16 protein-coding genes and 1 tRNA gene are annotated in these 13,489 nt (G+C 71.4%); 10 read left to right on the top strand and 7 right to left on the bottom strand.

Annotation, left to right across the window (positions count from 1 at the left end; translation table 11 throughout):
- The first annotated feature begins 53 nt into the window (after nt 1–53).
- Nucleotides 54–344, top strand: coding sequence for a hypothetical protein (locus H7A73_RS04660; protein WP_017886051.1), 291 nt, complete (start codon nt 54–56; stop codon nt 342–344).
- Between the two features lie 29 nt (nt 345–373).
- Complete coding sequence (locus H7A73_RS04655; protein ID WP_110859168.1) at nt 374–634, top strand: thioredoxin family protein; 261 nt, start codon at nt 374–376, stop codon at nt 632–634.
- On the opposite strand, the gene H7A73_RS04650 is transcribed toward H7A73_RS04655, so the two are convergent.
- From H7A73_RS04650 to H7A73_RS04640, 3 genes are all read right to left on the bottom strand, one after another.
- Nucleotides 578–2,143: a DUF6716 putative glycosyltransferase gene (locus tag H7A73_RS04650; protein WP_182064875.1), complete on the bottom strand. Its 1,566-nt coding sequence runs from the start codon at nt 2,141–2,143 to the stop codon at nt 578–580. The two genes, H7A73_RS04655 and H7A73_RS04650, sit on opposite strands and share 57 nt — an antisense overlap.
- 117 nt (nt 2,144–2,260) lie before the next feature.
- On the bottom strand, nt 2,261–3,133 hold the full coding sequence (locus tag H7A73_RS04645; RefSeq protein ID WP_071405510.1) for an N-acetylneuraminate synthase family protein: 873 nt from the start codon (nt 3,131–3,133) through the stop codon (nt 2,261–2,263).
- Complete coding sequence (locus tag H7A73_RS04640) at nt 3,130–3,924, bottom strand: cytidylyltransferase domain-containing protein (RefSeq protein ID WP_182064874.1); 795 nt, start codon at nt 3,922–3,924, stop codon at nt 3,130–3,132. The genes H7A73_RS04645 and H7A73_RS04640 overlap by 4 nt, the downstream gene beginning before the upstream one ends.
- Nucleotides 3,925–4,076: 152 nt before the next feature.
- Here H7A73_RS04640 and H7A73_RS04635 point away from each other — a divergent pair.
- Nucleotides 4,077–4,149: transfer RNA gene (locus H7A73_RS04635), tRNA-Arg, on the top strand.
- Nucleotides 4,150–4,210: 61 nt separating this feature from the next.
- Here the strand turns inward: H7A73_RS04635 and H7A73_RS04630 are convergent.
- Both H7A73_RS04630 and H7A73_RS04625 read right to left on the bottom strand, forming a co-directional pair.
- Nucleotides 4,211–5,542, bottom strand: a complete 1,332-nt coding sequence (locus H7A73_RS04630) for a hypothetical protein (protein ID WP_182064873.1) — start codon at nt 5,540–5,542, stop codon at nt 4,211–4,213.
- Between the two features lie 89 nt (nt 5,543–5,631).
- The gene (locus tag H7A73_RS04625) at nt 5,632–5,898 is read right to left on the bottom strand and encodes a hypothetical protein (protein ID WP_182064872.1); all 267 of its coding nucleotides are present in this window, start codon (nt 5,896–5,898) and stop codon (nt 5,632–5,634) included.
- Between the two features lie 149 nt (nt 5,899–6,047).
- Between H7A73_RS04625 and msrA the strand changes: the two genes are divergently transcribed.
- The 3 genes from msrA (at nt 6,048) to H7A73_RS04610 (ending at nt 7,631) form a co-directional block, all read left to right on the top strand.
- A complete protein-coding gene (msrA, locus tag H7A73_RS04620) occupies nt 6,048–6,575 on the top strand; it encodes a peptide-methionine (S)-S-oxide reductase MsrA (protein WP_182064871.1) in 528 nt (175 codons plus the stop codon).
- A gap of 37 nt (nt 6,576–6,612) precedes the next feature.
- Complete coding sequence (locus H7A73_RS04615; RefSeq protein ID WP_027464651.1) at nt 6,613–6,816, top strand: hypothetical protein; 204 nt, start codon at nt 6,613–6,615, stop codon at nt 6,814–6,816.
- Nucleotides 6,817–6,935: 119 nt separating this feature from the next.
- Entirely contained in the window at nt 6,936–7,631 is a 696-nt protein-coding gene (locus H7A73_RS04610; RefSeq protein ID WP_182064870.1) for a single-stranded DNA-binding protein, read from the top strand.
- 72 nt (nt 7,632–7,703) lie between these two features.
- Here H7A73_RS04610 and H7A73_RS04605 read toward each other — a convergent pair whose 3' ends face one another.
- Nucleotides 7,704–8,441: a hypothetical protein gene (locus H7A73_RS04605; protein WP_182064869.1), complete on the bottom strand. Its 738-nt coding sequence runs from the start codon at nt 8,439–8,441 to the stop codon at nt 7,704–7,706.
- A gap of 189 nt (nt 8,442–8,630) precedes the next feature.
- On the opposite strand from H7A73_RS04605, the gene ettA reads away from it, so the two are divergent.
- Both ettA and H7A73_RS04595 read left to right on the top strand, forming a co-directional pair.
- On the top strand, nt 8,631–10,316 hold the full coding sequence (gene ettA, locus H7A73_RS04600; RefSeq protein WP_071405516.1) for an energy-dependent translational throttle protein EttA: 1,686 nt from the start codon (nt 8,631–8,633) through the stop codon (nt 10,314–10,316).
- Nucleotides 10,317–10,348: 32 nt separating this feature from the next.
- Nucleotides 10,349–10,801: an acyl-CoA thioesterase gene (locus tag H7A73_RS04595; RefSeq protein WP_182064868.1), complete on the top strand. Its 453-nt coding sequence runs from the start codon at nt 10,349–10,351 to the stop codon at nt 10,799–10,801.
- On the opposite strand, the gene H7A73_RS04590 is transcribed toward H7A73_RS04595, so the two are convergent.
- Nucleotides 10,788–11,651, bottom strand: a complete 864-nt coding sequence (locus tag H7A73_RS04590) for an acyl-CoA thioesterase (RefSeq protein ID WP_182064867.1) — start codon at nt 11,649–11,651, stop codon at nt 10,788–10,790. The genes H7A73_RS04595 and H7A73_RS04590 overlap by 14 nt on opposite strands.
- Before the next feature lie 91 nt (nt 11,652–11,742).
- Between H7A73_RS04590 and H7A73_RS04585 the strand changes: the two genes are divergently transcribed.
- Entirely contained in the window at nt 11,743–12,444 is a 702-nt protein-coding gene (locus H7A73_RS04585; RefSeq protein ID WP_071405518.1) for a hypothetical protein, read from the top strand.
- Between the two features lie 70 nt (nt 12,445–12,514).
- Nucleotides 12,515–13,357: an NAD(P)H-binding protein gene (locus tag H7A73_RS04580; RefSeq protein WP_182064866.1), complete on the top strand. Its 843-nt coding sequence runs from the start codon at nt 12,515–12,517 to the stop codon at nt 13,355–13,357.
- Nucleotides 13,358–13,489: the final 132 nt, after the last annotated feature.

The raw sequence follows: 13,489 nt of genomic DNA, 5'->3' as shown, positions 1-13,489 counted from the left end.
GCGCAACGCGGGCCGGACAGACTGCACCAGCCGCCGCCTGGTAGAAGGGAGGCATGAGCGACATCACCATCCACGAAGGCGACGAGTACACCGCGATCTTCCACGGCGGCCCCTTCGACGGCACGACCGACACCCGCACCGCCACGAGCGACGCGCTGGACGACGAGGTCACGGTGTTCGCCGACGTCGAGGGCCTGCAGACGGCCTTCACCTACCGCGCCACGAAGTCCCGCCAGGTCCTCGACCAGATCTCGGTCGAGTTCACCTACGAGCCCAGCGAGTCCGACCCGGTCGACGACCTGCAGGACCGCGGCGACCGCAGCGGCGAGTTCGACCGGGAGTAGAACCCGCTCCCGCCGCGTTGCAGGACCACATGCAGCTCGACCTCTGGACGTCCGCCTTCTGTGCGCCGTGTGCCGCCGCCCGCCGGGTGTCGGCCGAGGCCTCGGCGCTCGTCCCCGGGCTCACCGTGACCGAACGCGACGTGGCGGCACACCCCGACGACGCGGAAGACCTCGGTATCCGGTCCACGCCCACGATCATCGTGCGGCAGGACGACGGCACCGAGGTCTTCCGTTCACCCGGCGTCCCGACCCGCGACCAACTCCTGCTCGCGGTGGCCAGGGCGCTCTGAGCGAGCGTCCGCCGCAGCGGCAGCCGCGGGCCTCGCGGCCGTGCCTGCGGCGGCCCCCGGCGCAGGCACAGCGGCGCGAGTCCCCGCGCGCTGCGACGTCGGCGCCGCCACCACGACGGGTTCCGGCGGATCGACCAGCGCCCGCACGCGTCGTGCCAGACGCTTGGCGCCCCGGATCGGTGCCCCGATGCCCAGCGCCACCAACCCGAGCGGACTGCGATCGGCCGCGCCGAGGGCGTTCTTCCGCTCCCACGCACGGCGCAGCGGCCCACCGCGACTCCGCCGAGCCGGCGCCCGGTCCATCAAGTTCCCGGCGTCCCGTCGGGCCATGAGCTCCACCAGCCGGTGCTGCCAGTCGTCCTCCGAGGCCGGGTGGAAGTAGTTGTCCCGCATCCACTCCGGCCGGACGACGCCGAACCGTCCGTCGACCAGGTCGACGGCGTCACCCTCGAGGCCGCTCCCCACGAACACCTCGTTGATCAGGTGCCGCCCGATGCCGAAGTCGGTCAGCGTGAGCGCGGGGACGCCCCGGGCCGCAGCCTCGAGCACCGCGGTCGAGCTGATCGTCACGAGTGCCACCGCCCGGTCGAGGTGTTCGGCCATCGGCCCGCTCTCCACCACGAGGTTGGTCGGCGCGTCCGCGGGCACCAGGTCCGGGTACGGGTGCTCCTCGCGGTGCGTCTGGTGCTCGCCGGCCGCAGCGCGCGTCTTGATGACGACGCGCCACTCCGGGTGCGCCCGCGCCGTACCGACGAGCCACCGCACGACGAGGGCCCGGTCGGCCCGCTCGAACGGCACGCTCGGCTGCGCCGCGAAGACGACGGAGTCGCGGACGGTCGCGCCCGCCGAGCCGACACCGCCCGCGCCGCGTGCGAACGGCAGCGTGGCGAGTGCGAAGTGCGGCTCGACGCCGCCATCGCGAGCCATCTCCTCGTACGCGCGGACCTCACGGTGGCTGTGCAGCACGAACAGGTCGGCCCGGGCGCGGAAGAAGATGCCCTTCCACTTCGACGGGAACGAGATCCCCGGCAGCCCCGACACCAGTACCGGCCGATCCGGGATCCGCCGGTGCACCTCATCGATCACGAGTTCGGCGACCGGTCCGATCAACGACACCAGGACGGCGTCCGGCGGGTCCCGTCGGAGTTCCTCGACGACGGCGTCGACGTCCTTCGGAGCGGGTGGGTCGCGGTGCAGGTGGGCGAGCCGCCCGTCCAGCCCGCGGAACGCCGACCGCAGCTGCTCCGGACTCGCCGACCGCGGGGTCGCCACGGTGCGGAGCTCCAGATCCCAGTCCGCCGGGGCGCTCGACAGCAGGTGGGCGCCCCACTTGGCGAACGAGTCGGTGTCGACCAGGCCGACCACGCGTCGGACGCGTGGTGACGCGTCGGACGGGAGGCGCGCCTCCAGTCCGTCCGTCAACCCGCCGCCGTCACCCGGCCCGTCCAGGGCACCGGTCCCGTCGACCGGGCCGCTCAGGTGCGCTCCGCTCGGGTGCGCTCCGCTCACGTGCGCTCCGCTCACGTGCGCTCCGCTCCGCTCACGCGCGCTCCGCTCACGCGCCGACGCGACGCAGCTTCGCGAGCGGTGCCTGCTCGCCGGCGGTCGGATGGGGACTGCATCCGCTCACGCGCCGACGCGACGCAGCTTCGCGAGCGGTGCCTGCTCGCCGGGGAAGATCCTCTTGACGCCGTCGCCGAGCGCGGTCTCGATGATGCGGATGTCGCGGGCGAGCGTCTTCAGGCCGTGTGGTTCGAGCGACGCGGCGTGGTCGGAGCCCCACATCGTGCGGTCGAGCGTGATGTGCCGTTCGACGGCCGTGGCACCGAGAGCGACGGCGGCGATGGAGATCTGCAGGCCGGGCTCGTGGCCGGAGTAGCCGACGGGGACGCCCGCGTAGCGGTGGGCGAGGGTGTCGATCATGCGGAGGTTCGCCTCCTCGGCCGGCAGCGGGTAGGTCGATGTCGCGTGCATGAGGACGAGGCGGTCGGTGCCGAGGGCCTCGACGGCGGCGTCGATCTGCTCGAGCGTGGACATGCCGGTCGACAGGATGACGGGCTTGCCGGTCGCGGCGACGGCGGCGAGCATGCCGAGGTCGGTGACGGACGCCGAGGCGATCTTGTAGGCGACGACGTTGAGGTCCTCGAGGAAGTCGACGGACGGCTCGTCCCACGGCGACGCGAACCAGTCGAGGCCGCGGAGGGTCGCGTGGTCACCGATCTCGATGTACTGGTCGCGGTCGAACTCGACGCGGTAGCGGTACTCCAGGTAGGTCATGTCGCCCCACGGGGTGCTGCGCGGGGTGTTCTTCATGTGCTCCGGCGTGGAGATCGCGGGGGTGCGCTTCTGGAACTTCACGGCCTGCAGGCCCGCGTCGGCGGCGACGTCGATGAGCTGCTTCGCGATGTCGACGTCGCCGTTGTGGTTGAGGCCGATCTCGCCGATGAGGTACGCGGGGTGGCCCGCGCCGATCGTGGACGTACCGATGGTGACGGTCATGGTGCTCCGTTCGGTGCGGGCGTGGCCCGCGTCGGGGATGGGTCTCGGGTCGTCGTGGGTGCTGGTGCCGGCTTGCCGACGCGTGCGTCGGTCGGCGCGCCGGGCGCTTCGCCGGGCGCTTCGGCGAGGGCTTCGGCGAGGGCCAGGTCGGCCTCGTCGTCGATGTCGATCGCGCCGGCACCGACGACGACGGCCAACTCGACGCGGCCGTGGAACCGGTGTCGGTTCTCGAGGAACCCCGCCGTCCGCATCACGTAGAAGGCGCCGGTCTCGCGGTACTCGGGCTCGCGGTCCTGCCGACGGGGCCTGGTCGCCGCGTCGTGGTTCACCGCGATCGCCGTGCCGTCCGGGGCGGTCCGCCACAGGAACGCGTGTGACGGAGCGGCCGCGAACACCGCGTCGGCGTGCCCGTCGACCACGCGCGCGACGGCGGCGTCGAGGTCGGCCGGGTCGATGAACGGCGAGGTCGCCTGCAGGAAGACGAGGACCTCGGGCAGCGGGGTGCTCATCGCGTCGAGGACGTGCAGCAGAGCGGACTCCGATGACGCCTCGTCGCCGGCGAGCTCGGGCGGACGGCGGACCACGGCGGCACCGGCGGCGACCGCCTCGGCGGCGATGGCGTCGCCGTCGGTCGTGACGACCACCTGGTCGATGCGCGTGGCACGTCGTGCCGACTCGACCGCCCGACGGACCAGCGAACGACCCGCGATCGTGCGGAGGTTCTTGCCGGGGATCCCCTTCGACCCGGCACGTGCGGGCACGACGGCGAGGACGGAACCGGTGGTGCGCATGCTCCGGACGCTACGAAGCGTGGGTGTCCCGGAGGGGAACGGACGGCAGACGGCGGCCGACCGTTGGGCGACCGCCGGGTCCTGCCACGGCGACGCGACGGGAGGTACGTCGAGCGTCCGGTGGCCGCTCGCCGCTACAATCGACGCTGCTCGCCTCCGTAGCTCAGTGGATAGAGCAGGTGGTTTCTACCCACCGTGCCGCGGGTTCGATTCCTGCCGGGGGCGCCGAAGACGAACGGGGCCGCCATCCTCTCCGGATGGCGGCCCCGTTCTCGTCGTGGGGTGGTTACTCGTCGTCGTCCGCGGCGCGGCGTCGGAGTTCGGCGGCGCTGATCGGCTGCGTGTACGGCGCCTCGGAGGTCTCGTTCGCGTCGGTCGGCTCGGCGGGGGCCTGGTTGAGCCGCGTCGGGACGGACGTGGTGGTCGTCGCGCCCGGGGAGTCGACCCGCGGTGCCGATGCGGGCGGGACGTCGTTCGCGGGCTCCCGGTTGACGTGCGCGTCGGCTGCGGTGGGCGTCGCGACGGGGCGATCGGACGAGGACGGACGGTCGTTCCGCGGTCCGCGGTCGGTGTCACCGAAGGCGCGGGTGGCGCCGGCGTCGCCGGACGCGCGAGTGGCGCTCGCGTCGCCGAAGGCCCGCGTGGCGCTGTCGTCGCCCACGACCTCGGTGTCGTCCGTGCCGCGGCCCTGGACGGAGCGGGCGGGCGAGGTCGGGGTGCCGAGCGCCGGACGGACCGGGGGTGCAGCCTCGTCGTCGCCGTAGACGCGGGTGGTGTTGTCACCGAAGGAGCGCGTGGCGTTCGGGTCGGCGCTGCCGCGGTTCGGGTTCGTGCCCGCGCCACGGTTCACGGAGAACGACGGGGTCGTCCCGCCGGCAGCACCGGCTGACGCAGCACCGGCTGACGCAGCACCGGGTGCAGCAGCGGCCGGCGCCGGAGGAGTCGAGGGTGCGGACGCGGGGCGCTGGGCCGGACGCAGCGAGGTCGTCGTCGGGGTGGGACGCTCGGCGGGAGCAGTCGGCGCCGGTGTCGGCGTCTTTGCCTGCGCCTGCGCACGAGTGGGTTCGGCCTGGTCGGCGTTCCAGTCCTGCTGACGCTTGATCAGGTCGGCGTCGGGATCCGGGGACTCGAACTTCCAGCGCTCGAGGTCGGCCTTGAAGAGCTTGCGCGCACGGCTCGGTCGTGCCTGCCAGTCGAGCAGGCGGTCACGGAACTCGGCGAGGGACTGGTCTGCCTGGAAGCTGAACGTCGACGAGTTCTTCTTGATGTCGGCGATCTCGTGCTGGGCCCAGTTGGCGGCCAGCGGCGAACCCTGCACGGGGAGCAGGCGCAGCCGGATGTCGGCATCCTCGGCGAGGTGGTCCGCGTAGGCCCGCTCGTCGTGCCCGAGCGATCCCCACGCCGCTGCCTTGCGCGCAGCCGTCAGGATCGCCGCAACCGCCGCGTTCTTCGATTCCCGCTCCTGCAGCGCCACGACCCGCTTGGTCGCGCTGCGCCCGATGAGCGCTGCGATGACACCCGCCACGACGATGGCGACGAAGGGGATCACAGCGCCCGAGAGCACCCGCCACCCCGTGTCGGACGAAGTCCAGTCGGTCAGGTCGTTCCACCAGTCCATGCGCGCACCATACCCACGGAACGGTCAGGCGTCGGGGAGGCCGGGCGGCGTTCCGTGCATCCCGGTGCAGATGATTGCAATGTGGAACATCAAGACCAGCGCAGGGTGTCCACGGCGTCGTCGGCGGACCACACGCTCGGTAGCTCGACGAACCGGCGCTCGGTCGCGACGTACCGGCGGGCACGGTAGGCGGTGTCACCGGCGACGTCGATGCGGTCGACGTACCCGACGATCTCGCCGTTGGCCCGGGTGACCCTGCTCAGGTCGTCGCGGACGTCGAGGATGCGGTAGTCGCCCCGGGCGCGGGCCAGCGGGACGGTGCGGATCCGCAGGGCGGGTTCGGTCGTGGTCTGCATCGCTGGCCTCCTGGTCGGTGTGGTTCCGACGCTACGGGGGACCACCGACACGCCGAGGGGCGCCGTCCGACCTGGGGAACAGGGTCTCCGCGCACACTGTTGTGGAGGAACGAGGGGCTGCACCAGCGGCCCGCAGGGAGGTTGTGGCCATGACCACGTTCGTGCTCGCAGGTGGATGTTTCTGGTGTCTCGACGCCGTGTACCGCACACTCCAGGGTGTGCAGGACGTGGTGTCCGGCTACGTCGGCGGACAGGTCGAGGACCCCTCCTACGAACTGGTGTGCACCGGGACGACCGGGCACGCCGAGGCAGTCGCGGTGACGTTCGACGAGTCGGTGATCCCGGCCGACGTGATCCTGGACGTCTTCTTCACGCTGCACGACCCCCGGCAGCTGAACCGCCAGGGGGCCGATGTCGGCACGCAGTACCGCTCGGCGATGTTCCCGGCCGACGACGCGCAACGCGAGCTGTTCGAGCGCGCCATCGAGCGGGCGTCGGAGATCTGGGACGGCGGCATCGTCACCACGATCGAGCCGCTCTCGACGTTCTACACGGCCGAGGAGTACCACCAGGACTTCTTCGCGAAGAACCCCGGGCAGGGCTACTGCCTCGCAGTCGCGCTGCCCAAGGTGAACAACGTCCGGAAGGCCTACAGTCAGTACATCCTGGCGTCCTGACCCCGGGGCGGCAGGGCCACGAGGAGGTGGTTCGAACATGACGGACAACACGGGAACCTGGGTCGCGATCGGTCCGGCCGGGGCGGTGGGCAGCATCCACCGCGCGGCGGACGGGTTCCAGGTCGAGCTCTACGGACGACGACGGGCGGGCGGGCCGTACCCGTCCCTCGAATCGGCGAAGGGCGCGGTCCACGCGGCGCTCGGACCGTTGGCCGCCCGGCCCGAGTTCCGAGCGCACTGACCGGGTCCGGACAGGAGGCCCGGGGGACTCCTCCTCCACAGGTCGCCTGATCGGGTCCACCCGCCACAGATCGAGCCCGGGGCCGCTGACGTGGCCCCGGGCTCCGTGACGATCGACGCATGAACGACATCATCACCGTCTGCGGAATCGTCGCCACCGAGCCCCGGCACCTCGTCACCGAGACCGGCATCGCCATCACGAGTCTCCGACTCGCGTCACCCTCACGCCGCTGGGACCGGGCCAGCGCCGCCTGGGTCAACGGCGCGACCAACTGGTACACCGTCACGGCGTTCCGGTCGCTCGCGTCGAACGTGTACAAGTCCCTGAAGAAGGGCGACCGGATCGTCGTCGCCGGCCGGGTCCGCATCCGCACGTGGGAACGGGACGGTCGCGGCGGGACCTCGGTCGAGATCGACGCCGACGGCATCGGCCACGACCTGGCGTGGGGGATCAGCAACTGGCTGCGGGTGCCGCGGCAGGTCGGTGACGGTGCCTCGGGGCAGGGTGGCCTGCGCGGTGTGGACCCCCGCACCGGCGAGGTCCGCGACCCGGCGGGGCACGGCGCCGGGCACGGGTCCGACCACGGCGCGGAGCCGGACGGTTCGCACGACCACGCACCGGCGACCGAGCACGGTCCGGACGGCGTCGGCGTCGGCGTCGGCGTCGGTGACGTCGACGGGCTGCACGGCGCGCCGGCCCTCGGTGACGGCGAGGAGCCGGCGGGGCCGTCCGAGCACGTCCTCGAACAGGACGCCGCCCCCTGGGACCCTTCGCCGCCCCTCGAGGACCACGCACCCGACGCCGAAGCGGCCTGATCCGCCCGCCGACCGGAGTCGGGGTGCGGGTCAGGCCGCAGGGTGTGCAGACGGTTCACCGCGTCGCGTCGGTCACCACTTCTGGGCGATCATCGCGATGCCGGAGACCTGGGTGGTGTCCCAGTTGCCGCCGCGGGGCAGACCGGTCACACGGCCGTCGATCTTGAAGCTGGCGCCCTGCACCCGCGGGCTGTTCGTCTGCTTCGCCTTCAGCCCGTGGAACGAGAAACTCGTGTCCCACTTGCCGTTCAGGCCGGTGTTCGACTTGCGGTCACCCACCGTGATTCGGGTGTTCTGCACCGTGGAGTGCACGACGTCACCGTTCAGGCGTGCGTTGGCCTCGGCGTTGAAGAACAGGCGGCCGTCGAGGTTGAGCTTGAGGGTTCCGATCGTCTTGTGGTTCACGATCATCGTCGCGACGTCGTTCTTGTACCAGCGCATGCCGATGGGCGTGAGCTTGTTGGTGGCCGGACCGAGGTAGCCGTAGGTGAACTTGCCGTTCTGCACGCGCTCCCAGATGTAGCGCGGCTTGCCCTTGCTCTCGGGGGAGCCCTTGTCCGACTGGATCCCGAAGGCGTACGCGTTGTTGTGGGCGTCGTGCACGTTGATGTACGACGAGTAGCCGGTCCCCGTGCCGTTGGCGCTGATGCTCGCCGTGTACAGCAGGTACGGGCTGCCCTTCGGCACGGCACCGGCGGCGGACGCCGGCGACACCGGGGCGATGAGTGCGACGGTGAGTGCGATCGCTCCGACGAAGGGGAGCGCGAGGCGGCGGAGCCGCGACGGGGTCGTGGTCGTGTGCGTGGTCATGGTCCTCGTCCTGTCCGTGGTCCTGATCCTGGTCCTCGTCGTGGTGGGCGACGGGCCCGAGGTAGCGGGGTGAGCCAAAGCTACGTCGTCGTTGCCGCGAACAACAGGCCTGTTCGTACAGGTGCGGGAAGCGGCGATCCGGCGTCGGGCGAGCGGTGCTCCGGTGGTGTCACTACACTTGGGGCCGATATGGCTGAGTACATCTACCAGATGGTCCGCGCCCGCAAGGCGGTCGGCGACAAGCTGATCCTCGACGACGTCACGATGTCGTTCCTCCCCGGTGCCAAGATCGGCGTCGTCGGACCGAACGGTGCTGGTAAGTCGACGATCCTGAAGATCATGGCGGGTCTCGACCAGCCGTCCAACGGCGAGGCGAAGCTCACGCCGGGCTTCAGCGTCGGCATCCTCATGCAGGAGCCGGAGCTCGACGAGAGCAAGACCGTGCTCGAGAACGTGCAGGAAGGCGTGGGCGAGATCCACGGCAAGCTCGCACGCTTCAACGAGATCTCGGCGCTCATGGCCGAGCCGGACGCCGACTTCGACGCGCTCCTGGCCGAGATGGGCACGCTGCAGGAGGACATCGACGCCGCCGACGCGTGGGACCTCGACTCCCAGCTCGAGCAGGCCATGGCCGCGCTGCAGTGCCCCCCGGGGGACGAACTCGTCACCCACCTGTCCGGAGGTGAGAAGCGCCGCGTCGCGCTCTGCAAGCTGCTGCTCCAGAAGCCCGACCTGCTCCTCCTCGACGAGCCGACCAACCACCTCGACGCCGAGAGCGTGCTCTGGCTCGAGCAGCACCTGCAGCAGTACCACGGTGCTGTCCTCGCCGTGACCCACGACCGGTACTTCCTGGACCACGTCGCCCAGTGGATCGCCGAGGTCGACCGTGGCCGCCTGTACCCGTACGAGGGCAACTACTCGACCTACCTCGAGAAGAAGCGTGCTCGCCTCGAGGTCCAGGGCAAGAAGGACGCCAAGCTGGCGAAGCGCCTGTCCTCGGAGCTCGACTGGGTCCGGAGCAACACCAAGGGCCGTCAGGCGAAGTCGAAGGCCCGTCTCGCCCGGTACGAGGAGATGGTCACCGAGGCCGAGCGCACGCGCAAGCTCGACTTCGAGGAGATCGTGATCCCGGTCGGCCCGCGTCTGGGCTCGCAGGTCATCGACGCGGAGCACCTGCGCAAGCAGTTCGGTGAGCGCGTCATCATCGGCGACCTGTCGTTCACGCTGCCCCGCAACGGCATCGTCGGTGTCATCGGCCCGAACGGTGTCGGCAAGACCACGCTCTTCAAGACGATCGTCGGCCTCGAGCCCCTCGACGGCGGCACGCTGAAGATCGGCGACACCGTCCAGATCTCCTACGTCGACCAGACCCGTGGCGGCATCGACCCGAACAAGAACCTGTGGGAGGTCGTGTCCGACGGGCTCGACTACATCCAGGTCGGCAAGACCGAGATCCCGTCTCGCGCCTACGTGTCGCAGTTCGGCTTCAAGGGCCCGGACCAGCAGAAGCGCGCCGGCATCCTGTCCGGTGGTGAGCGCAACCGTCTGAACCTGGCGCTGACGCTCAAGCAGGGCGGCAACCTGCTGCTCCTCGACGAGCCGACCAACGACCTGGACGTCGAGACGCTCGGCAGCCTCGAGAACGCCCTGCTCGAGTACCCCGGTTGCGCCGTGGTCATCACCCACGACCGGTGGTTCCTCGACCGCATCGCCACGCACATCCTGGCGTGGGAGGGCCTCAACGAGGACGGCACGCCGAACTGGTACTGGTTCGAGGGCAACTTCGAGGCGTACGAGGAGAACAAGATCGAGCGCCTCGGCGCCGACGCCGCGAAGCCGGGGCGCGCGACGTACCGCAAGCTCACCCGCGACTGACCCGCGTGGCGAGACTGCACGCTCCCATCCGCATGCGGTGGAGCGACATCGACGCCTACGGTCACGTCAACAACTCCGCGATGCTGCGCCTCCTCGAGGAGGCGCGCATCGTGGGGTTCTGGGGTGCCGACCCCGGCGAGGACCCCGACGGCGACCTGCCCGAGCCGATCATCGACGGTCGGCCCGGTTCCGGCACCATGACGGTGATCGCCGGCCAGCGCCTCGAGTACCTGGAATCGATCCCGTACCTCCGTCAGCCGCTGGACATCCAGATGTGGATCGGGCGGCTCGGGGGTGCGAGCATCGACGTCTCGTACGAGGTCTGGTCGCCGGTGGGACAGCACCCCGCCGTGCTGTACACCCGGGCGACGACGGCACTCGTGATGGTCGACGCGGCGACGAGCCGTCCTCGTCGGCTGACCGACACCGAGCGTGCCGCGTGCGAGCGCTACCTCGAGGAACCGGTGCAGTTCAGCCGGCCGTAGGCACCCGCATCATGCCCTCCTGGGCGACGGTGGCCAGCAGCGTGCCGTCACGGGAGAACATCCGCCCGAACGCGAGTCCCCGTCCGCCCTGTGCGCTCGGGGACTCCTGCGTGTACAGGATCCACTCGTCCGCGCGACCGTCGCGGTGCCACCACATGGCGTGGTCGAGGCTCGCGCTCTTGACCCCCGGGGTGCCCCAGGCGACGCCGTGCCGCCGCATGATCGGCTCGAGGATCGACAGGTCGCTCGCGTACCCGAGCACGGCTCGGTGGAGCGCCGGGTCCTCGGGCAGGTCGCCCTGCACCCGGAACCAGACCGCCTGGTGCGGCACGTGTTCGCCCTGCACGTCGACGAACACCGGGCCCTCGACGTGTCGCAGGTCGATGGACCGCGCGGCCCAGGCACGTGCGACCGGGTGGTCGATCGCGGACAGGATCGACGCGGCCGACGGCAGGGACTCGGGGTCCGGGGTGTCCACCGGGTACGGGTCCTGGTGCTCGATGCCGGTGTCCGGCACCTGGAACGACGCGATCATCGAGAAGATCGGGACACCGCGCTGGTACGCCTGCACGCGACGGGCCGCGAACGACCGGCCGTCGTGGATGCGCTCCACGCCGAAGGTGATCGGCACGTCGATGTCGCCGGGCCGCAGGAAGTAGCCGTGCATCGAGTGGACGTCGCGTCCCTCGATCGTGCGCTGCGCGGCAACGATGCACTGCGCCAACACCTGGCCGCCGAACACCCGTCCACCGGGTGACCAGTGGCTGGCGCCCGTCAGGATCGTCTCGCCCGTGCTCGCGCCGGTGTCCTCGAGTCGCAGGGTCCGCAGGAAGTCGGGTTCGCCGTTCACGCTGTGCAGTCTACGAACGGCTGCCCGCCGCCGTCGCAGGTCGCCGCGCCCAGGCTGCGCGGTCCCGATGGCCGGTAGGATCGGGCACGACATGGGCAACTCGTTCACGCTTCCCGACGCCGCCTCACTCGGTGACCTCCGCACGTACCTCGGACGTGCCGCTCGGATCGAGGACGGCTCGGTCCGGCTCATCGCCGATTCCGGCGTCCTGGCCGTCTACACGGCGATCCTCTACCCGCTCGGGCTGCTCGACGAACTGCCGACGGTGCTCGGGCTGCGCACGTTCTCGCTCACCGAGCCCGCGTCGATCGACACCGTGGTCCCGCTGCAGTCGCTCCTCGAGCGCCTCCGCCTGCTGGCCGAGGCACAGGACGCCGAACACGCCGAGGGCGCCGACCCGACGCGGGCCACCCCGATCGAGGTCGAGCTGCCGCACGAGGTGCACACCGTGACGTGGGCGGCCATCTCCCCGCCCCGCGGCGGCTGGGTCCCGCTGCCGGACGTCTCACCGGAACTCCTCCGCCGGGCCACCCGTGACGGCATCGCCGAGGTCGCCGACGCCGTGCCGTCCAACGCGGGCGAGGCCATCGTCCGGCGGATCCGTGCCGAGGTCTGGGGCCGACCGGTCCCCGGCGTCGAGCACCTGCCCGCAGGTGCGGGTTTCGCGGGCGAGAGTCTCGGGTTCCTCGGGCACGACCCGGTCCGCCTGTTCGAGACGGGCCCGTGGAGCCGACTCACGACCTCGCGCGGCCACGTGCTCGTGAAGCGCCGCGCCTGGACCCTGAGCTCGTAGCGACGACGACGGCTGCGGCGACGACGACGCCGACCGCGACGCCGCCCGGTCGCCGTGGTTGGCTGGCGGCATGCACGTCTTCCTCACCGGTGCGTCCGGCTACATCGGATCCTCCGTCCTCCGCTCCCTCGTGGCCCACGGCGACGAGGTCACCGCGCTCGTCCGCTCCGACGAGAAGGCCAAGCAGGTCCGTGACGCCGGTGGCCGGGCCCTGGTCGGCGACGTCACCGACACCGACGTCGTCGAACGCCTGCTGCACGAGAGCGACGGCGTGGTCCACACGGCATCGGCGCCGGGCGTCGACCCGGACTTCATCCGCACCGCGATCGGTGCCCTGGCTGGCACACCGAAGCCGTTCGTGCACACCGGCGGGATCTTCACCTTCGGCGACTCGACGGACATCTCCGAGCAGTCGCCGATCGACCCGCCGGCCTTGACAGCCTGGCGCGGGCCGAACGAGGCCCTGCTGCGGGGGAGCGACGTGCGGAGCACCATCGTCGCCCCTGGCATCGTCTACGGGCGCGGCGCCGGCATCCCGGCGATGTTCGTCAGCGACGGCGAGCAGCCGGTGCGGCTGGTGGGCGACGGCTCGCAGCGGTGGACGACGGTGCACGTCGACGACCTCGGCGAGCTCTACGTCCTCGCGCTGCACCGCGGCCAGGCCGACGGGTACATCGTCGCCGCGACCGGCGACAACCCGACCGTCCGCCAGATCGCCGAGGCCGGGGCCCACGGTGCACCGGTCGTCGCCGAGAGCGTCGACGCGAGCCGCGAACGGCTCGGGCGGGACTTCGCCGACGCCCTGCTGCTGCACCAGGAGGCGTCCGGCGCACACGCCCGGTCAGCCTTCGGCTGGCGGCCGTCACGGCCGTCCCTGGTCGAGGACCTCGCCTCTGGCTCGTCCGTGCGCTGAGACGCGCCGCCAGAAGACGCCGGCGTCCCGGGGCACGAGGACGCGGGGACCGGCGGATGGGAGGCCCGTGGCGGCGCCGCCACGGGCCTCCCGTCCGCCACGTGCGGGGTCCACCGCGCCGGCGACGCGCCC

The sequence above is a fragment of the Curtobacterium sp. ME12 genome, from assembly GCF_903970855.1.
In the GTDB taxonomy this organism is placed as follows: Bacteria; Actinomycetota; Actinomycetes; order Actinomycetales; family Microbacteriaceae; genus Curtobacterium; species Curtobacterium poinsettiae_A.
Note: the sequence above shows the minus strand (reverse complement) of the source record. Positions and strands in the feature narration are given on the sequence as shown.

Coding starts and splice junctions, on each gene's coding strand:
- H7A73_RS04660 (WP_017886051.1), top strand. CDS start 54: ATGAGCGACATCACCATCCACGAAGGCGACGAGTACACCGCGATCTTC.
- H7A73_RS04655 (WP_110859168.1), top strand. CDS start 374: ATGCAGCTCGACCTCTGGACGTCCGCCTTCTGTGCGCCGTGTGCCGCC.
- H7A73_RS04645 (WP_071405510.1), bottom strand. CDS start 3,133: ATGACCGTCACCATCGGTACGTCCACGATCGGCGCGGGCCACCCCGCG.
- H7A73_RS04640 (WP_182064874.1), bottom strand. CDS start 3,924: ATGCGCACCACCGGTTCCGTCCTCGCCGTCGTGCCCGCACGTGCCGGG.
- H7A73_RS04630 (WP_182064873.1), bottom strand. CDS start 5,542: ATGGACTGGTGGAACGACCTGACCGACTGGACTTCGTCCGACACGGGG.
- H7A73_RS04625 (WP_182064872.1), bottom strand. CDS start 5,898: ATGCAGACCACGACCGAACCCGCCCTGCGGATCCGCACCGTCCCGCTG.
- msrA (WP_182064871.1), top strand. CDS start 6,048: ATGACCACGTTCGTGCTCGCAGGTGGATGTTTCTGGTGTCTCGACGCC.
- H7A73_RS04615 (WP_027464651.1), top strand. CDS start 6,613: ATGACGGACAACACGGGAACCTGGGTCGCGATCGGTCCGGCCGGGGCG.
- H7A73_RS04610 (WP_182064870.1), top strand. CDS start 6,936: ATGAACGACATCATCACCGTCTGCGGAATCGTCGCCACCGAGCCCCGG.
- H7A73_RS04605 (WP_182064869.1), bottom strand. CDS start 8,441: ATGACCACGCACACGACCACGACCCCGTCGCGGCTCCGCCGCCTCGCG.
- ettA (WP_071405516.1), top strand. CDS start 8,631: ATGGCTGAGTACATCTACCAGATGGTCCGCGCCCGCAAGGCGGTCGGC.
- H7A73_RS04595 (WP_182064868.1), top strand. CDS start 10,349: ATGCGGTGGAGCGACATCGACGCCTACGGTCACGTCAACAACTCCGCG.
- H7A73_RS04585 (WP_071405518.1), top strand. CDS start 11,743: ATGGGCAACTCGTTCACGCTTCCCGACGCCGCCTCACTCGGTGACCTC.
- H7A73_RS04580 (WP_182064866.1), top strand. CDS start 12,515: ATGCACGTCTTCCTCACCGGTGCGTCCGGCTACATCGGATCCTCCGTC.